This is a genomic window from Undibacterium paludis, from assembly GCF_022568815.1.
GTDB lineage: Bacteria > Pseudomonadota > Gammaproteobacteria > Burkholderiales > Burkholderiaceae_D > Undibacterium.
This window is the reverse complement of the sequence record NZ_JAKZHX010000003.1, coordinates 50,171-69,324: the sequence shown is the minus strand read 5'-3', so window position 1 is coordinate 69,324 and position 19,154 is coordinate 50,171. Positions and strand designations below refer to the sequence as shown.

The 19,154-nt window shown below is 49.8% G+C and carries 16 protein-coding genes and 2 tRNA genes; 16 read left to right on the top strand and 2 right to left on the bottom strand.

Annotated elements, in window-relative coordinates; translation table 11 throughout:
* Positions 1-17: 17 nt before the first annotated feature.
* From rlmN to LZ463_RS06880, 15 genes are all read left to right on the top strand, one after another.
* The gene (gene rlmN, locus LZ463_RS06950) at positions 18-1,178 is read left to right on the top strand and encodes a dual-specificity RNA methyltransferase RlmN (protein WP_241455154.1); all 1,161 of its coding nucleotides are present in this window, start codon (positions 18-20) and stop codon (positions 1,176-1,178) included.
* Positions 1,175-1,984, top strand: coding sequence for a type IV pilus biogenesis/stability protein PilW (gene pilW / locus LZ463_RS06945; RefSeq protein WP_241454897.1), 810 nt, complete (start codon positions 1,175-1,177; stop codon positions 1,982-1,984). Before rlmN ends, pilW begins: the two co-directional genes overlap by 4 nt.
* Positions 1,977-3,035, top strand: coding sequence for a RodZ domain-containing protein (locus tag LZ463_RS06940; protein ID WP_241454896.1), 1,059 nt, complete (start codon positions 1,977-1,979; stop codon positions 3,033-3,035). The genes pilW and LZ463_RS06940 overlap by 8 nt, the downstream gene beginning before the upstream one ends.
* Positions 3,036-3,037: 2 nt before the next feature.
* Positions 3,038-4,315, top strand: coding sequence for a flavodoxin-dependent (E)-4-hydroxy-3-methylbut-2-enyl-diphosphate synthase (gene ispG / locus LZ463_RS06935; RefSeq protein WP_241454895.1), 1,278 nt, complete (start codon positions 3,038-3,040; stop codon positions 4,313-4,315).
* A gap of 15 nt (positions 4,316-4,330) precedes the next feature.
* Positions 4,331-5,689: a histidine--tRNA ligase gene (hisS, locus tag LZ463_RS06930; RefSeq protein WP_241454894.1), complete on the top strand. Its 1,359-nt coding sequence runs from the start codon at positions 4,331-4,333 to the stop codon at positions 5,687-5,689.
* Between the two features lie 45 nt (positions 5,690-5,734).
* Complete coding sequence (locus LZ463_RS06925; protein WP_241454893.1) at positions 5,735-6,391, top strand: YfgM family protein; 657 nt, start codon at positions 5,735-5,737, stop codon at positions 6,389-6,391.
* Positions 6,392-6,403: 12 nt separating this feature from the next.
* Complete coding sequence (gene bamB / locus LZ463_RS06920) at positions 6,404-7,564, top strand: outer membrane protein assembly factor BamB (protein ID WP_241454892.1); 1,161 nt, start codon at positions 6,404-6,406, stop codon at positions 7,562-7,564.
* 5 nt (positions 7,565-7,569) lie between these two features.
* Entirely contained in the window at positions 7,570-8,913 is a 1,344-nt protein-coding gene (gene der / locus LZ463_RS06915; RefSeq protein WP_241454891.1) for a ribosome biogenesis GTPase Der, read from the top strand.
* 184 nt (positions 8,914-9,097) lie between these two features.
* Positions 9,098-9,334 carry an RNA chaperone Hfq gene (gene hfq, locus LZ463_RS06910; protein WP_241454890.1) on the top strand — a complete coding sequence of 79 codons (237 nt, stop codon included), beginning with the start codon at positions 9,098-9,100 and terminating at the stop codon, positions 9,332-9,334.
* Between the two features lie 35 nt (positions 9,335-9,369).
* Complete coding sequence (gene hflX / locus LZ463_RS06905; protein ID WP_241454889.1) at positions 9,370-10,497, top strand: GTPase HflX; 1,128 nt, start codon at positions 9,370-9,372, stop codon at positions 10,495-10,497.
* Positions 10,498-10,528: 31 nt separating this feature from the next.
* On the top strand, positions 10,529-11,797 hold the full coding sequence (gene hflK / locus LZ463_RS06900) for an FtsH protease activity modulator HflK (RefSeq protein WP_241454888.1): 1,269 nt from the start codon (positions 10,529-10,531) through the stop codon (positions 11,795-11,797).
* A complete protein-coding gene (gene hflC / locus LZ463_RS06895) occupies positions 11,797-12,699 on the top strand; it encodes a protease modulator HflC (protein WP_241454887.1) in 903 nt (300 codons plus the stop codon). Before hflK ends, hflC begins: the two co-directional genes overlap by 1 nt.
* Before the next feature lie 98 nt (positions 12,700-12,797).
* Positions 12,798-13,949 (top strand): ATP phosphoribosyltransferase regulatory subunit, encoded by a 1,152-nt coding sequence (locus LZ463_RS06890; RefSeq protein WP_241454886.1) that lies wholly within the window; start codon positions 12,798-12,800, stop codon positions 13,947-13,949.
* A 3-nt stretch (positions 13,950-13,952) separates the two neighbouring features.
* Positions 13,953-15,266, top strand: coding sequence for an adenylosuccinate synthase (locus LZ463_RS06885; RefSeq protein ID WP_241454885.1), 1,314 nt, complete (start codon positions 13,953-13,955; stop codon positions 15,264-15,266).
* A 23-nt stretch (positions 15,267-15,289) separates the two neighbouring features.
* The gene (locus tag LZ463_RS06880) at positions 15,290-15,826 is read left to right on the top strand and encodes a phosphoribosyltransferase (protein ID WP_241455153.1); all 537 of its coding nucleotides are present in this window, start codon (positions 15,290-15,292) and stop codon (positions 15,824-15,826) included.
* Positions 15,827-16,084: 258 nt separating this feature from the next.
* On the opposite strand, the gene LZ463_RS06875 is transcribed toward LZ463_RS06880, so the two are convergent.
* Both LZ463_RS06875 and LZ463_RS06870 read right to left on the bottom strand, forming a co-directional pair.
* Positions 16,085-16,169 (bottom strand) — tRNA-Leu (locus LZ463_RS06875).
* Between the two features lie 219 nt (positions 16,170-16,388).
* Positions 16,389-16,473: transfer RNA gene (locus LZ463_RS06870), tRNA-Leu, on the bottom strand.
* Between the two features lie 158 nt (positions 16,474-16,631).
* Between LZ463_RS06870 and rnr the strand changes: the two genes are divergently transcribed.
* Positions 16,632-19,124, top strand: coding sequence for a ribonuclease R (gene rnr, locus LZ463_RS06865; protein WP_241454884.1), 2,493 nt, complete (start codon positions 16,632-16,634; stop codon positions 19,122-19,124).
* The last annotated feature ends 30 nt before the right edge of the window (positions 19,125-19,154 follow it).

Genomic DNA, 19,154 nt, shown 5'->3' with positions numbered 1-19,154 from the left:
AAGGTGCGAAAGAGAAGATCATGACGGTGCTCACAAATTTATTGGACCTTGATCCAGCGCAGCTCGTTGCCTATTGTGGCGAGTTGGGTGAGAAGCCGTTTCGCGCCAAGCAATTGCAACGCTGGATACACCAGTTTGGTGCCAGTTCGTTTGATGAAATGACTGATCTCGCGAAATCCCTGCGCGAGAAGCTTGCTACCCGGGCCATAGTTGCCGCTCCCGCTGTTATAAGTGACCATACTTCTACGGATGGCACGAGAAAATGGCTGGTTGATGTCGGCCAAGGCAATGCGGTGGAAACTGTTTTTATACCTGAAGAAAATCGCGGCACCTTGTGTATCTCCACCCAGGCTGGTTGTGCCGTGAATTGCCGTTTCTGTTCTACCGGCAAGCAAGGCTTTAACCGCAATCTCAGCGTTGGCGAAATCATAGGCCAGCTGTGGATGGCTGAATTTGAATTACGTAAAACCAAGGGCATAGCACCTGGTCCCAAAGGGGAGCGTCAGATCACTAATGTGGTGATGATGGGTATGGGCGAGCCTTTGCTGAATTTTGAGCCGACTGTTACGGCGCTGCGTCTGATGCTTGATGACAATGCTTATGGTTTGTCACGTCGTCGTGTCACGCTGTCGACCAGTGGCGTCGTGCCCATGATAGATAAACTGGCGCAAGAATGTCCGGTGGCTCTGGCAGTATCGTTGCATGCATCGAATGATGCCTTGCGTGATAGTCTGATACCCCTGAATAAGAAGCATCCCCTGAAAGAATTGAAAGAAGCTTGCAAGCGCTACCTGGAATTCGCGCCACGTGACTTTATTACCTTTGAATACTGCATGCTTGACGGCGTCAATGATACTGATGAGCATGCACGGGAGTTGATTGAACTGGTGCGTGATGTGCCCTGTAAATTCAATCTCATCCCGTTTAATCCTTTCCCTGAGTCAGGTTTGAGGCGATCTGCCAATCCACGGATCAAGGCGTTTGCGCAAATCTTGCTGGATGCCGGTATAGTCACTACAACACGCAAGACTCGTGGTGACGATATTGACGCTGCATGTGGGCAGTTGGCAGGGGAGGTGCAAGATAGGACGCGTGTGCAGGAGCGCATGCAAAAGATGGCGGAATATCAGAAGAAGTTTGGCGAAAATTTTGGCAAGATCGTGGAGATCAATCAGTGAAAATTTTTCAAATGCGTTACCGCTTTTTGACAGGAGTGCTGATAGCCTTCCTGGCGCTCACCTTGTCTGCATGTGCGTCCAAGCGCCTTGAGGGTGAAAGGCAGGAGGATAATATTTCGGCTGAAAAGCAGGAGGCGCAGAAGCGAGCTGCGATACGCATGCAGTTAGCCATAGGCTATTATCAGCAGGGGCAGTTCAAAGTCGCATTGGAAGAGATTCGTCAGGCTTTGCTGATCGCACCTGATATGGTTGACGCCTTTAGCCTGCGGGCATTGATATTCATGGATATGTCCGAAAAGCAACTGGCAGAAGAGAATTTTCTGCATGCTTTGAAATTGTCACCAGGTAACGCGGACATTTCCAATAATTACGGCTGGTTTTTGTGCCTGAATGGACGTGAAAAGCAGGGGCTGGTCTACTTGGATAAGGCGATCAAGGACCCGAATTATTCTGCGCCAGGCAAGGCTTTGAATAATGCCGGCCTGTGCAGTCTTCGCCTGAAAGACCCCGCTGGGGCTGAGCGTTTCTTCATGCAGGGCCTGCGTGAGGAACCTGCTAATCCGGCAATTAATGCCAATCTGGCAAAGATATTGTTTGACCGCAATGAGTATACACAAGCCAGGTTTTATATCAATCGTGTCCTGAAATATGATGTGCTGGCTGCCGACGTGTTGTGGCTGGCAATCAGAATAGAAAAGAAAATGGGTGATGAGGCAGCAGTAGTCAGTCTGGGTACGCAGTTGCGCCGACGTCATCCTAATTCCAAGGAGTATTCTCTGTATCAACGTGGAGTGTTTGATGAGTGAAGCGGGAATGAAGTTGCCTGTTGAATCCTCGTCCTCTGATGGGTCCGAGAACAAAGCAGCGCTGTCTGTGGTGCAGACTGCCGGCTCGCAGCTGGCTGCAGCACGCACACAAATGGGTTTGAGTTTGCAGCAGGTTGCGGATCAGCTCAAGTTGTCGCAGCGGCAGATTTTGGCGCTGGAAAATAACCAGTTTGAAGATTTACCAAAAATGGTGATCGTACGTGGTTTTGTGCGTTCTTATGCCAAACTGTTGAAGCTTGATCCTGTCGCCATCGTTGATTGTCTGCCTTCGGAATCTGGCGCCGGTGGCCTGGATGCGGATTTGCGTCCCACGTTGGCAACGCCCTTCATGGAGTCGCGCACACCGTTCCTTGGCAGACAGGAAAGCAATAATAATCGTAAATACCTGATAGGCGCTGCTTTGCTGGCGGTCGGAGCAGTGATTTTTGTTGGTGTGCAAAAACTTGAGCACAGTGATTATTTCAAGAATCTGATTTCTTCCCAGGCTGGGAAGAAGGCGGTTGAACCAGTACCTGAAAAAGCGCCTGAAGAAGTCAGTCCGGTTGTCGCCAATCCTGTCGTCGACAAGCCTGTGGTAAATGCAGCTGCAACAAGCACTTCTATCGCATCTGTTCCTGTTGCATCTGTGCCTACTGTGCTCAACACAATCAATGATATTAAAACAGATATGCAGGAGCAGCCTGCTTCCGCAGTCAGGTCAAGCCAGAATGAACAAGCTGCTTCACATGTGGCGGTGCCGACTTCGAATATGACCCCGTTGGTCGTTGCTGCGCCACCCGTGGCAGACGCTGGGAGTAACCAGTTAAAACTGAAATTCAAACAGGACTCCTGGATACAGGTCAAACGTGAAAATGGTACTGTACTGACTTCGCATCTGGCCAGGGCGGGTACGGAAGAAGTTTTTGACATGAAAGAGGCTTTGCAACTCCGTATTGGTAATGCTGCCGGTGTTGAAGGCTGGTTGCGCGGCAAGAATATGGAAATTGTGCCGGGCAAGGACAGTAATGTCATTAATTTGAATGTGAAGTGAAGATGACAGAATTTCTATCGGAAATTGTTTCTGGTTCAAAGCTCAGACGTGCATCTCGTGCAGCCAAAGTTGTTTATGGTAAGCGTGAAGTGATTGTGGGTGGCGGGGCGCCGGTTGTCGTGCAATCGATGACCAATACCGATACAGCTGATGTGATAGGTACAGCAATTCAGATCAAGGAGCTGGCGCGCGCCGGTTCTGAAATGGTGCGCATAACCGTTAATAATCCCGAAGCAGCCGCAGCAGTACCGGCGATTCGTGAGCAGCTCGACAGGATGGAAATTGACGTTCCCCTGGTTGGCGACTTTCATTATAACGGGCATATCTTGCTTAGGGATTTCCCGGATTGTGCCAAGGCTCTGTCCAAATACCGCATCAACCCCGGTAACGTGGGGCAGGGTGCCAAGCGTGATACGCAATTCGCTCAGATGATAGAAATGGCTTGTCTCTACGACAAACCGGTGCGCATAGGGGTGAACTGGGGCAGCCTTGACCAGGCGTTGCTGGCGCGCATCATGGATGATAATGCCAAACGCTCCAATCCCTGGAGTGTGCAGGCTGTTATGTATGAGGCCCTGATTACCTCGGCAATTGAAAATGCCCAGAAGGCGGAAGAGCTGGGCCTGGCCGGCGACAAGATCATTTTGTCCTGCAAGGTTTCTGGTGTGCAGGACTTGATCGCGGTATACCGTGAACTGGCTGCACGTTGCGATTACCCGCTCCACCTTGGTTTGACTGAAGCGGGTATGGGCAGCAAGGGTATAGTCGCTTCGACAGCAGCGCTGGCAGTGCTGATGCAGGAAGGCATAGGCGATACCATACGCATATCGCTGACACCAGAACCAGGGGGCGATCGCTGCCGCGAAGTAATAGTTGGCCAAGAAATTTTGCAAACCATGGGCTTGCGTAAATTTACTCCCATGGTGATTGCCTGCCCTGGTTGTGGCAGGACCACATCTACGGTGTTTCAGGAACTGGCGGATGATATACAAAGCTTCTTGCGTAATCAGATGCCGGTCTGGAAAAAGCAATATCCCGGTGTGGAGAACATGAACGTTGCTGTGATGGGTTGTATCGTCAATGGTCCGGGTGAATCCAAACATGCCAATATCGGTATCAGTTTGCCTGGCACAGGTGAATCACCTGCTGCACCGGTCTTTATCGATGGCGCCAAGGCGATGACCTTGCGTGGCGAGCATATTGCTGAAGAATTTCAGTCCATCGTATTGGACTATGTAAAAAGCCATTATTCGCCTGCGAACGGCGTCATAAATAATTAAATCGGGTTGTAAAGCATGTCGGAAATGAAGAAAGCAGAAAAAATCACTGGCGTAAAAGGCATGAATGATCTTTTACCGGATGATGCCCCTCTGTGGGAGTTATTTGAAAATACGGTGCAATCCATATTGAAGAGCTATGGATTCCAGCAGGTTCGCACACCCATCGTTGAATCGACCAGCTTGTTTGCGCGCGGTCTGGGTGAGGTGACGGATGTCGTCGAAAAAGAAATGTATTCTTTTGAAGATTCCTTGAACGGTGACAGGCTGACCTTGCGTCCTGAAGGGACGGCAGGCGTTGTACGTTCTGCAATCGAACACAATATGATTTATGACGGCCCAAGGCGCCTGTGGTACACCGGCCCCATGTTCCGTCACGAAAGACCGCAGCGTGGCCGCTATCGCCAGTTTCATCAGGTGGGCGCTGAAGCACTGGGTTTTTCTGGCCCCGATATTGATGCTGAACTGATCATGATGTGTCAGCGTTTCTGGGATGATCTCGGTTTGCAGAATGTACGCCTGGAATTGAATTCCATCGGTGATGCGGCTGAGCGTAATCAGCATAGAATCGCTTTGATCGCTTACTTTGAGCAGCATCAGGACCTGCTTGACGCCGAAGCGAAGCGACGCCTGTTGACCAATCCTTTGCGCATACTCGATACAAAAAATCCTGCTATGCAGGAAATGGTCAATGCCGCACCTAAATTGCTTGATTACCTGGGCGCAGAATCGCTGGCGCATTTTGAAGGTGTGCAAAAGATTTTGCGTCACAATAGCATTCCATTCACCATCAATCCGCGCTTGGTGCGTGGTCTCGATTACTACAATCGTACCGTGTTCGAATGGGTGACGGACGACCTGGGTTCCCAGGGTACGGTTTGTGCAGGGGGGCGCTATGATGCCTTGTTCGGTATTTTTGGCGGCAAACCCACGCCAGCCTGCGGTTTTGCCATGGGCGTGGAGCGCCTGCTGGAGTTGATGAAGGCAAATGGCGATGTGCATCAACCGGCCATGTGCGACGTATACCTGGTGCACCAGGGTGAAGAGGCACAGATGCAAGCCATGGTCCTTGGCGAACGTTTGCGGGATGCCGGACTTGATGTTGTGTTACATTGCGCTACGGCGACTGGTGTGGGCAGCTTCAAATCGCAAATGAAAAAAGCCGACGGTAGCGGTGCAGCTTACGCCGTTATCATCGGTGAGGATGAGGCAAGCAATAATACTGTCAGCATCAAGGAAATGCGTGCTGGTGAGACCGAAAACAATCAGGTCAACGTACCGTTTGGTACTGCCGTTGATTATCTGGTTGATCAGATCGCAGGTGGCGGTGAAGAGCACTGCTGTGATGACCCTGATCATCACCATGTTCACCATTGATTTTGATTTATTTTTTCATTTATAACATAAATAACAACAGACGCTATGGCATACGATTTAGAAGAACAAGAGCAACTTGAAACCCTGAAGGCAACCTGGAAAAAATACGGTAACCTCGTCACCTGGCTGTTGATCATCGTACTCGGTTCCTACGCAGCCTGGACTGCCTGGACTTCACATCAAAGAAATCAATCGGCACAGGCATCCCAGTTGTATGAAGAGATGCAAAAATCCATTACGGCCAAAGACTATGGCAAAGTGCAAAGGGCTGCTGACGACCTGAAGGCCAAGTTTGCCACAACCAGTTATGCGCCTATGGCAGCATTGGTTGCTGCCAAAAGTGCATTTGACGCGAATGATCTTAAAGCGGCCAAAGCACAGTTGCAATGGGTGGTTGACAATGGCAAGACTGAGGAATATCAGGCTCTGGCAAGAATACGCCTGGCGGGTATAGCACTCGATGAGAAAGCTTATGATGAAGGATTAAAACAGCTGGCGGGTACTTTCCCTGCTGAATTCGATGCTGATGTGCTCGACGCCAAAGGTGACATCTATGTTGCCCAGAACAAGATTGATGATGCCCGAACAGCCTACAAGGCTGCTTTGGAAAAAATGACTGAAAAGAGCCCTGGTCGCCAAGCTTTGCAGATGAAACTTGATGTCATTGGCGGTGCGACAGAAACAAAAGTTGTTAGCAAATAAGAGGACTCATACATGCAATTTTCTGCCAAACTGCTTCTTGCATCTTCTGCCTTTCTGGCATTGTCCGGTTGCTCTGCGCTGTCTTCACTGAATCCATTTTCTGGAAGATCAGATACAAAAAATCAACCGGCTGTGTTGACAGAAATTAAGTCGACGATGGCAGTCAAATCAAGCTGGACTGTTGCGGTGGGGGGCGCAGGTAATTATGTGTTTTCCCCGGTTTCTGTTGCACAAAATGTTTATGTTGCGGCAGCTGATGGTACGCTGGCGCGAATAGAATTGGCGACAGGTCGCGTAGTCTGGCGCATCAATGCTGGTATGCGACTGACAGCCGGAGTTGGTGCAGATGCGGATGCGGTGGTGGTGGCCGGTGAAAAAGGCCAGATACTGGCATTTGATCTTGATGGCAAGCTATTGTGGAAGAAGCAAAGTACCAATGAAATTCTTTCTGCCCCGGCCGTGGGGCAGGGGGTGGTCGTGGTGCGAAGCATCGATAACCAGGTCAGCGCCTATGATGTCAAGTCGGGCGAACGTAAATGGTCGGTAGAGCGTCCTTTGCCGCCGCTGACCTTGCGTCTGGCGCCGGGTATCGTAATTGTCGAGCAGCAGGCTGTCGTTGCCTTGCCTGGTGGCCGTATGGCTGCGCTGGCGCTGAATAACGGTGGTGTGCGCTGGGAGGCGACAGTTGGTGAGCCTAAAGGTGCAACCGAGTTGGAACGTGTTGCCGATGTGTCGGGTGCTCCTGTCGTTCTGGGGCGTGATATTTGCGCCTCGTCCTATCAGGGACGGGTTGCCTGCTTTGACCTTGGTACCGGCGCGTTGCGCTGGGGTAAGGCTCTATCCAGTGATGTTGGTGTCAGCGTCGATGAGCGCTTTGTATTTGCCGCTGACGTTAGCGGTGCCGTCAACGCCTATGCGCGCAATGGTGGCGCCAGCGCCTGGCGTAATGACAAACTCAGTTATCGCCGTTTATCGGCACCTGTCTCATATGACCGTGCAGTTGCGGTCGGTGATATGGCAGGCTATGTCCATTTTCTTTCAAGGGAAGATGGTTCTTTTATCGGACGAATAGCTACTGACGGTAGTCAGATAGTCGCGGCACCTTTGGTTGTCGATACCAAGCTGATCGTCCAAACAAAATCAGGATCAGTGGTTGCTCTTGCAACCGAGTAATAATAATGAAGCCGGTTATCGCACTTATAGGCCGACCCAATGTCGGCAAATCCACGCTGTTCAATCGGCTCACCCGTTCTCGCGATGCCCTGGTTGCAGACTTGCCAGGTTTGACCAGGGACAGACACTATGGCGAAGGACGTGTTGGTGAACGCCCGTTCCTGGTGATTGATACAGGTGGTTTCGAACCTGTCGCCAAAGAAGGCATCATGCATGAAATGGCCAAGCAAACCAAGCAGGCCGTGGCTGAAGCTGATGTTGTCGTTTTCATCGTTGATGGACGTCAGGGTTTGACGCCACATGATAAAACCATCACAGATTTTTTACGTAAATCCGGCCGCTCTGTCATGTTGGTAGTAAACAAGGCTGAGGGGATGAAATATACCTCGGTTACTGCAGATTTTTATGAGTTAGGACTTGGTGATCCTTATGTGATTTCTTCTGCTCATGGTGATGGCGTGGCTGATCTGGTTGAGGAAATGCTCGATATCGCATTTGCCCAGCGCCCGCCAGAACTGGAAGAGCCAGAGCCTGACGTAAGAGGTATCAGAATCGCTATTGTCGGTCGGCCCAATGTTGGCAAGTCGACCCTGGTCAATACCCTGCTGGGTGAAGACAGGGTGATTGCTTTCGATATGCCGGGTACGACGCGCGATTCCATAGAAATCCCGTTTGAACGCGATGGCAAGCACTACTCCCTGATTGATACTGCTGGTATCCGCCGTCGCGGTAAAGTGTTTGAGGCGATAGAGAAGTTTTCCGTTGTGAAGACTTTGCAGTCGGTGTCTGAAGCCAATGTGGTTTTGCTATTGCTTGATGCCCAGCAGGATATTTCCGAGCAGGACGCGCATATTGCTGGTTTTATTCTGGAATCTGGCCGTGCCCTGGTAGTTGGCGTCAATAAATGGGATGGCCTGCAGAGCGACAGGCGCGATGAAATCAAAATGGATATCGAGCGCAAGCTGAATTTCCTGACTTTTGCCAAATTCCACTTCATTTCAGCATTGAAGTCGACAGGCATAGGTCCTTTGATGAAGTCCATTGATGCAGCTTATGCTGCTGCGATGGTCAACTTGTCCACGCCCAAACTGACGCGTGCCCTGATTGAGGCGGTAGAACATCAGCAACCCAAGCGTAAAGGTTCTATTCGACCCAAGCTACGGTACGCTCATCAAGGTGGGCAAAATCCACCTATCATTGTTATTCATGGTAATGCATTGGAAGCAGTGGGCGATGTCTATAAACGTTATCTGGAAAAACATTTCCGTGAGACTTTCTCATTGACAGGGACTCCCCTGAGAATTGAAATGCGTTCGGGCAAGAATCCGTTTGACAAGTCGTCCAAGTAGATTTGCAGGCAAGTATCAAAATGTAAAAAAAGCTTGGTTCATCTCCTTTTGCAATGAAATTTAAGCAAGGGATATGCAATTAAGATGAAAATAGATTACATTACTTTGTAATCAACTTCTGGGAATACTTGTATTTTGTTAAGTAGTCCCCAACTCCTAATCACAACAACACAATGGAGCTGTTATGAGCAATAAAGGGCAATTATTACAAGACCCATTTCTGAACGCTTTGCGTAAAGAGCATATTCCTGTATCAATTTATCTGGTCAATGGCATCAAGCTGCAAGGTCATATTGAATCTTTTGATCAATATGTGGTTTTGCTGCGTAATACCGTGACGCAGATGGTCTACAAGCACGCTATTTCCACTGTCGTCCCGGCACGCGCAGTGAGCATCAATACAGAGCAGGAAGCTGAGTAATTTTTGAGTGCTGAATTATTGGAAAGAAGTCGTCTATGCGCGCCGCTCTAGTCGGTGTTGATTTCGGCAAGGACGACTTTGCCGCTAGTCTGGAAGAGCTGTCTTTACTCTCGCAATCTGCGGGGGCGGAGCCCGTTACAACCATCACTTGCAAGCGGGCAAGTCCCGACGCAGCCTTGTTTGTCGGTAGCGGCAAGGCTGATGAGATTGCACACGCTGTTACTGATAATGCATTGGAAATCGTCATATTCAATCATGCACTTTCTCCAGCGCAACAAAGAAACCTTGAGCGTCACCTGAAAGTCAGAGTGCTTGACCGTACCAGTCTGATTCTTGATATTTTTGCACAACGTGCGCAAAGCCATGAGGGTAAGGTTCAAGTTGAATTGGCACAGTTACAGCATCTGGCAACGCGCCTGATACGTGGCTGGACTCACTTGGAAAGGCAAAAGGGCGGTATTGGTTTGCGCGGTCCAGGTGAAACCCAATTGGAAACTGATCGCCGCTTGTTGGGTGACCGGGTGAAAATGCTCAAGCAAAAGCTCGACAAATTGCATAAACAAAGGGAAACGCAGCGTCGCTCACGCGGTCGTAGCAATACCTTGTCAATTTCTCTGGTCGGCTATACCAACGCGGGTAAATCCAGCTTGTTTAATGTCCTGACAAAGGCTGGTGCTTATGCTGCGAATCAATTGTTCGCTACCTTGGATACCACTTCACGCCGCCTTTATCTTGGTGACGCAGGCAATGTCGTGATTTCTGATACTGTCGGTTTCATTCGTGAGTTGCCACATCAACTGGTGGCGGCGTTCAGGGCTACTCTGGAAGAAACCATTCACGCAGATCTGCTGTTGCATGTGGTCGATGCGGGCAGTCCGGTCAGGTTTGATCAGATTCAGCAAGTCAATCATGTGTTAAAAGAGATAGGTGCCGACCATATTCCACAGATACTTGTGTGGAATAAGATTGACTTGGTAGGTTTGGAGCCTGCGGTTGAGCTGGATGAATATGATAAAATTCAACGGGTTTTTTTGAGCGCTCGTACCGGGGCAGGTGTAGCTTTATTACGCGAATCAATTGCAGAATTCGCATTGGCAAAGAGTGCTGGCAAGGGGCAAAACGACCTGCCAGAAGATCTTGATGCACGCTTTAATCTTCAGTAGTCCAACCCACTATTCATTGGATAGCGACAGAATGCTTGTTTCACTTCTCAAAAGAATTGGTTTGACCATGTCGATGAACGACCCGCAATGGGGACGTGGTTCTCAAAACAATAATCAAAATAATAACCAGAATGGTAAAAAACCTCCGGAAGGTCCGCCTGATCTTGATCAGTTGTGGAAAGACTTTACCCAGAAGCTGAGCCGTTTCTTTGGCCAAAAAGGTAATGGTGGCGACAACGGGAATTTTTCACCTGACTCCGCAGGTGCACGAGTGGGTGCATCTCTGATTATTTCGATTGTTGTCCTGATCTGGCTGGCCAGCGGCTTCTTTATTGTGCAAGAGGGGCAAACCGCTGTCATCACGACATTCGGCAAGCTCAGCCATCAGACTTCAGCAGGTTTTAACTGGCGCTGGCCTTATCCCATACAAAATCACGAGATCGTTAACCTGTCACAAGTCAGAACGGTAGAAATAGGTTATAAAAAAGGCGCGAAAGAACGTGATTCGCTGATGCTGACTGATGATGAGAATATTGTTGATATTCAATTTGCCGTTCAATATAAATTGAATAATGCTGCTGATTGGTTATACAACAATCGTGACCAGGAAGAAATGATCCGTCAGGTAGCGGAAACAGTAGTTCGTGAAATTGTTGGTAAAAGCACCATGGATTTTGTCTTGTACGAGGGCCGTGAAAAAATAGCACTTGATGTCAATGTTGGTATGCAGAAAATACTGGATGCCTATGGTTCTGGCGTACAGGTTGCCCAGGTTACCATGCAGAATGTACAGGCACCGGAGCAGGTGCAGGCCGTATTTGAAGATGCGCAAAAAGCCAAGCAAGACAAAGAACGTCTGAAGAACGAAGGTATTGCTTACGCCAATGATGTGATCCCAAAGGCGCGTGGTGAAGCATCCAGGATGATACAAGAGGCGGAAGCCTATAAGGCAAGTACCATCGCCAATGCACAGGGTAATGCCTCTCGCTTCCAGCAAATCCTGACTGAATACCAAAAAGCTCCTGCAATTACTCGTGACAGGATGTATCTCGACGCCATGCAGCAAATTTTTGCGAATACAAGCAAAGTCATGATCGATAGTAAAAGCGGCAATAACATGATTTACCTGCCTCTGGACAAGTTGACAGGTCAGGCTGATCAAGGGGCGGCGAAATCCCCACCCGTCAATACTGCACCCACTATTCCGGCTGCGGACCAGATTCCAACTGTAGATATTCGTTATGGTAAAGATGGACGCCCCAAAGATAATCGGGACACGCGTGAAAGGGAGGGGCGATAATGAATAGGCTCGGTACTTTCATCGTTGGAATTTGCGCAGTAATTCTTATTGCTTATTCGACTATTTTTGTGGTCGACCAACGCTCACATGCCATCGTTTTTGCGCTGGGTGAGGTCAAATCTGTGATCAGCGAGCCAGGGCTGCATTTCAAGTTGCCACCGCCATTCCAGAATGTCCTGTTTCTGGATAAGCGTATTCTGACCATAGACAATTCGTCTGCAGATCGTTTCGTGACATCGGAAAAGAAAAATATCCTGGTGGATTCTTACGTGAAATGGCGTATTAAAGACCCACGTTTGTATTTTGTCAGCTTTAATGGTGTGGAGCGTAGTGCGCAGGACCGCATGTCTCAAATCATCAAGGCTGCCCTGAATGATGAAATAACCAAGCGTAAGGTAGGTGAAGTCATTTCGACTCAGCGCGCCAAGTTGATGGATGCGATCAAGAAAAAAGTATCAGAAGAAACCAGGCATATTGGCGTTGAAATTGTGGATGTTCGCCTCAAACGTGTTGATTATGTTGAGCAGATTAACAACTCTGTTTACGATCGCATGAAGGCTGAACGTACCCGTGAGGCAAATGGTCTGCGCTCCACCGGTGCTGCTGAATCAGAAGAAATTCGAGCTGATGCTGACAAGCAAAGGCTGGTGATCAAGGCTGAGGCATTCCGTGAGGCGCAAAAGATACGCGGTGCCGGTGATGCAGAGGCTTCTCAGATATATGCACAGGCTTTTGGTCAAAATCCTGAATTTTATAAGTTTTATCGTAGCCTTGACGCTTATAATGCAGTCTTCAAGAATAAATCCGATTTATTGGTTGTGGATCCAAATTCGGAATTCTTTAAATATTTCAAGAGCCCGTCTTTGATTGGTGGCAATACTGCTCCAGCGAAGACCAAGTAAGTATTCGTAGTGACAAGACAGCGATCTGCACATTTATTGTGCAGATCGCTGTTTGTCGGATAGGCTGGACCAAATTTTTGTTTTTTTGATTGCCCCTCATGCCAAATTGGCTTTTACCCGAAAATATTGCTGATATCTTGCCTTCGGAAGCGCGCAAGATAGAGGAGTTGCGCCGCGTACTGCTTGATAACTTCAGGCTGTATGGCTATGAACTGGTCATGCCGCCCATGCTCGAATATATCGAGTCCTTGCTGACAGGTGCCGGTCAGGACATGGACTTGCGTACCTTTAAGCTGGTGGACCAGATATCTGGTCGTACCATGGGTCTGCGCGCTGATATGACGACGCAAGTAGCACGTATTGATGCACATTTGCTCAATCGCCGTACCGTTACCCGCCTGTGTTATGCCGGCAGTGTCTTGCATACCAGGCCATCGGGCCTGCATGCAACACGCGAGCCTTTGCAGATAGGTGTGGAAATCTACGGGCATGCAGGTCTTGAGGCTGATGCCGAGATACAGGAACTGGTGCTGGCCAGCCTGGCACTGGCCCATGTCGACAATGTCAGGCTTGATTTGTGTCACGTGGGAGTTTTGCGCGCCTTGTTGGCTGCTGATCCTTTGGCAAAAGCAGAAGAAAACACGCTGTACGCCCTGCTTGAGGCCAAAGATTTGCCGGGTATAGATAAACTCAGCCAGGGATTTTCACCAGAGATAAGGGCTGCGTTGCTGGCTTTGCCCGGTTTGTATGGGGACATTTCCATTATTCAAAAAGCGTGGGCCGTGTTGCCAGCACTTGCTGGTATAAAGAGTGCGCTTGATGAGCTTGAGCACCTGGTGCATCTGACAGGCACTGCGCAAGTCACAATAGACCTCGCCGATTTGCGTGGCTACCACTATCATAGTGGTGTGATGTTCAGTGTCTTTGTCCCTGGTTTGCCAAATGCCGTTGCTCGTGGTGGCCGTTATGACCATGTTGGAGAAGCATTCGGTCGCTCACGTCCGGCGACGGGTTTTTCCCTTGATTTGCGGGAGTTGGCGCGCTTGCTGCCTGTGGCCGAGCGAAAGGGCGCCATCCGTGCGCCATGGGGCAGCGACCCTGCCTTGCGTGAAAAGATAGCGGCTTTGCGTGGTGAAGGTGAGGTGGTGATTCAAACCCTGCCTGGGCACGAGGACGAACAAGACGAATTTGATTGCAACCGCGCACTCATTTTCGATGCAGGTCAATGGATTCTTCAAAATGTAGGTTAAGTGATGACACAAACTAAAAATGCTAAAAACGTTGTTGTAATCGGTACCCAATGGGGCGATGAAGGCAAGGGTAAAATTGTTGACTGGTTGACAGATCACGCCCAGGGTGTGGTGCGTTTTCAGGGCGGTCATAATGCAGGTCACACACTGGTGATCGGTGGTCAGAAGACGGCATTGCAATTGATTCCGTCAGGTATCATGCGCGCGGGCACGGCTTGTTATATTGGTAATGGCGTGGTGTTGTCCGTACCTGATCTGCTCAGAGAGATCGATAAGCTGCAGGCCAATGGCGTAGAAGTGGTCTCGCGTCTGAAGATATCTGAAGCCTGCCCGGTTATCCTGCCTTATCACACCGCTCTTGATGCGGCGCGTGAAGTTGCCCGCGGTGCGGCAAAAATCGGCACCACAGGCAAGGGTATTGGCCCGGCTTACGAGGACAAGGTTGCGCGCCGTGCAATTCGTGTTGCAGATCTGCTTAATGAAGAAAGATTTGCAGAAAAACTGCGTGAAAATCTTGATTATCATAACTTCGTGCTGACCAATTATCTGAAGGCACCTGCAGTTGATTTCCAGAAGACGTATGACGATGCCTTGGCGAATGTACCGCGTATTCGCCCTATGGTGGCTGACGTATCAAGTGCTCTGTATGCTGCGCATAAAGCTGGCGGTAGCCTGTTGTTTGAAGGCGCGCAGGGTAGTTTGCTCGACGTTGATCACGGTACCTACCCGTTCGTTACTTCCAGTAATTGTGTGGCTGGTAATGCAGCTGCCGGTTCTGGTGTCGGACCTAATATGTTGCATTACATCCTGGGTATTACCAAGGCATACACGACGCGTGTAGGTTCTGGTCCTTTCCCGTCTGAGTTGCCTACTGATGCAGGTGTTGGCAAGCATCTGGCCAGTGTCGGTCACGAATTTGGTACAGTGACTGGTCGTGCCCGTCGTTGTGGCTGGTTCGATGCCGCCTTGCTCAAACGTTCGGTCCAGATCAATGGTGTTTCCGGCATGTGTCTGACCAAGCTCGATGTGCTTGATGGCCTGGAAATCCTGAAGCTGTGCACTGGTTACAAGGTTGACGGTAAGGTCGTCGATATTTTCCCGGTCGGTGCCGAAGAGGCGGCGCGTTGTGAAGCTATTTACGAAGAAATGCCGGGTTGGTCTGAAAGCACGGTTGGTGCAAAAAGCATGGATGCTCTGCCCGTCAATGCGCGTAACTACATACAACGTATTCAGGAGCTGGTTGGTGTTCCTGTCGATATGGTCTCTACTGGGCCAGATCGAGAAGAAACCATCGTGTTAAGGCACCCGTTTATCTAAGAAGGAAAAATAAAAATATGAATATGCCTGCATCTACAGACAAAGACCTATGGGTTTCCTGGGAAGCCTATCATCGTTCCGTCGAGCAGCTTGCGTTGAAAGTGCATGAGTCTGGCTGGAAGTTTGATCAAGTGCTTTGCCTGGCTCGTGGTGGCTTGCGTCCGGGTGATATATTTTCCCGCATTTTTGATGTCCCCCTGGCGATTTTGTCGACCAGTTCTTACCGTGAAGAGTCGGGGACGGTGCAGGGCTCTCTGGATATAGGCAAGTATATCTCCATGACCAAGGGCGCCTTGCAGGGCAAAGTCCTGGTTGTCGATGATCTGGTTGATTCTGGCGTGACCCTGGAAAAGGTTCTCGTGCATTTGCGCGAAAACTTTCCAGCCGTGTCTGAAGTGAAATCGGCGGTCATCTGGTACAAAGCCTGTTCTTCGATTGCTCCTGACTATTATCTCGACTATCTGGCGACCAATCCCTGGATACATCAGCCATTTGAAGAGTATGACAGCATCAGGCCGCATCAATTGAATGCCTGGTTGAAAAAAGGCGCAAGTAACTGATAACAAAAAACGGAAGCAATTCGCTTCCGTTTTTTATTGAAAATAAATGGAGAATGCTGTCTGACGGTAGTAATTGAAAGCAAAGCGGAATACTTTGCGCTTACGCGATGAACTTGCAGGTGCTTGCGATAGTTTATTGTTGCAGCAAGATCGTTTTTTTGATGGCTCTGGCTTGTAGTGCGCTACGCTGAGCAGTTTGCTCGAGCGTTGGGGAATTGAAAAAGCCCGCTGATTTTCATCAGCGGGCCTTCAAATTGGTGGTGCCCACGGAGGGACTCGAACCCCCACACCTCGCGGCACATGGACCTGAACCATGCGCGTCTACCAATTCCGCCACGTGGGCAACGGAAGATCAGCATTATAGGGTATTTGTCTGGTTTTGGGGAAATAATTTGCAAAAATAAAGTGTCGAAGCTTTATTGGGCATTGTTTTGGAGAGAGTGTGGGATGGGGGTATTGTTTTTGATGGAGCAGTGGGGGTCTGCGTTGGAGTGTGGGCTTGTGCAAGCTGTGCCGGAATTGAAAAAGCCCGCTGATTTTCATCAGCGGGCTCTCAAATTGGTGGTGCCCACGGAGGGACTCGAACCCCCACACCTCGCGGCACATGGACCTGAACCATGCGCGTCTACCAATTCCGCCACGTGGGCAACGGAAGACCAACATTATAAATTAATTCAGGTATTTGTCAAGACGGGTATGCATTTGGACATAAGAATCGTTAGGTGAAAGGGGTTTGCTCCGGTAAACTATGTCCTGACGCGATTAGGTATCAAGCAAATTAACTTTTTAAGAAGAAATACAAAATTTGAACAAACATTTATACCCCATTCCCAGTCGTGAAGAAATACTGGGTGTTCTACGTACTAACAAGGCAAAAATGACAGCTGCTGCAATTGCAGAGAAGCTGTCGGTTAAACCTGAGGAGTTAGATGGCATGACACGACGATTAAGCGCGATGGAAAGAGATGGGCAAATCAAAGCCGACAAAAGTGGAAATTATTCCATGGCGAATCATGATGATTTCATCAGTGGCAAAGTCAGCAGTCATCGCGAAGGATACGGTTTTTTGATTCCTGATGACGGCAGCGAAGATTTATTCCTGCCTGAACGGGAAATGCAAAAAGTATTGCATGGCGATCGCGTCATGGCACGCGTAGTCGGGACTGATCGTCGTGGCCGTCTTGAAGGTGGCATACTGGAAATATTGGAAAGAGCCAATACCCACGTCATAGGACGCCTGTTAAACGAAAATGGCGTCTGGATAGTTGCGCCTGAAGACAAGCGTTTCAGCCAGGATATCTTGCTGACCGGTGCGCCAGGCAAGGCCAAGTCAGGTCAGGTAGTCAGTGTGGAATTGACTGAGCAGCCAACCCGCTATGCCCAGCCTGTTGGCAAGATCGTCGAAGTTCTTGGTGATGTTGATGATCCAGGCATGGAAATCGAGATCGCGGTCCGGAAGTTCGGTGTTCCCCACGAGTTTTCTGATGCGGTGAAAAAAGCTGCAGCCAAATTGCCGTCCGAAGTCATGGAAAGCGATCTTACCGATCGTGTCGATTTACGTGATATACCGCTTGTTACCATAGACGGTGAAGATGCCCGCGACTTTGATGACGCGGTGTATTGCGAGCCAGTCAAGATAGGCCGTAGTAAAGGTCATCGCCTGATCGTTGCGATCGCCGATGTCAGTCACTATGTGACCCCGAATGATGTACTGGACGGGGAGGCTTTGTTGCGTAGCACTTCGGTGTATTTCCCGCGCAGGGTTATCCCCATGTTGCCAGAGCGGCTGTCAAATGGACTTTGCTCGCTCAACCCTGATGTCGACAGACTGACGCTGGTATGCGATATGGTCATCACCCAGGACGGCGAAGTGACAGCGTATCAGTTCTATCCGGCTGTGATTCATTCTGCTGCACGTTTTACCTATACCGAAGTGGCTGCCATTCTGGGTAATACCAAAGGGCCGGAGGCTGCCAAACGCCTGACCCTGGTGCCGCATCTGTTGAATCTCTATGAGGTATTCCAGTCCTTGCTCAAGGCCCGTCATGTACGCGGTGCCATTGATTTTGAGACCACGGAAACTTATATCGTCTGTAACCCTGCCGGCAAGATAGAAAAAATTATTCCGCGCACACGTAATGACGCGCATAAACTGATTGAAGAGTGCATGCTGGCGGCCAACGTCTGTGCTGCCAATCTGCTGGAAACCTATAAACATCCTGGTACCTATCGTATCCATGCCGGCCCGACCAAGGAAAAACTGACCCAGGTCAGAAACTTCCTGAAGCAGGTCGGCCTGTTTCTGGGTGGCGGTGACAGTCCGTCGGCAGCTGACTATGCAGAATTGATGAAGAAGGTCAAAGGCCGGCCAGACGCCACTCTCTTGCAAACCATGCTGCTGCGCTCGATGCAACAGGCGGTGTACAGCCCTGACAACATTGGGCATTTTGGCCTGTCGTATGACGCCTATGCGCATTTCACCAGCCCCATACGTCGTTACCCTGATCTGCTGACTCACAGGGCGATCAAGGCCATCCTGCAAGGCAAAAAGTATGAGCCCAAAGGCATAGACTTGAGTGTGCTCAATTCCTCGGTGTCGAACGCCACGCGCAAGCAGCAAATCGCCGACAAGGCCGCGGGCAAGAAAAAAGAAGAGCGCGAGCAGACCATTTGGGATGCGTTGGGTGTGCATTGTTCAGCCAATGAGCGCCGCGCAGATGAAGCCTCGCGTGACGTGGAAGCCTGGCTCAAGTGCTACTTCATCCGTAATAAACTGGGTGAAGAGTTCACTGGCATGATTACCGGTGTTACCCAGTTTGGTATCTTTGTCCAGCTTGACGAAATCTATATTGAAGGCCTGGTGCACGTCACTGAACTGGGCGCTGATTACTTCCAGTATGATGAAGCGCGCCATGAATTGCGTGGCGAACGTACCGGCAAACGGTATCAGCTGACAGATAAGGTCACCGTGCAAGTCAGCCGTGTCGATCTTGATGCACGCAAGATAGATTTGAGTATCGTGCAGCCAGGCCCGGCTCGCTCATCAAATGCAAGTGACGTACGCAACCCTGGCAGCAGCGAGAAAAACCGCAAAGGTGTATCTGCCGCAAAAAAAACGCCGGTCGCACATGAGGAGAAAGCGATTGTCGGCTATAGCCGTAGCGGCAAGACCAGCGCAGCGAAGAAGGCCAAAGAGGAAAGTTTTTCTGGTGGACGTCGCCAGAAATCGACTCAGGTAGCGGTAACACCCAAGAAGAAAACTGCCGTTGCAGGTAAGTCTGTCAAAAAAAGACGTTAATAAAGATACGTCAATAAAAGACGTTGACAA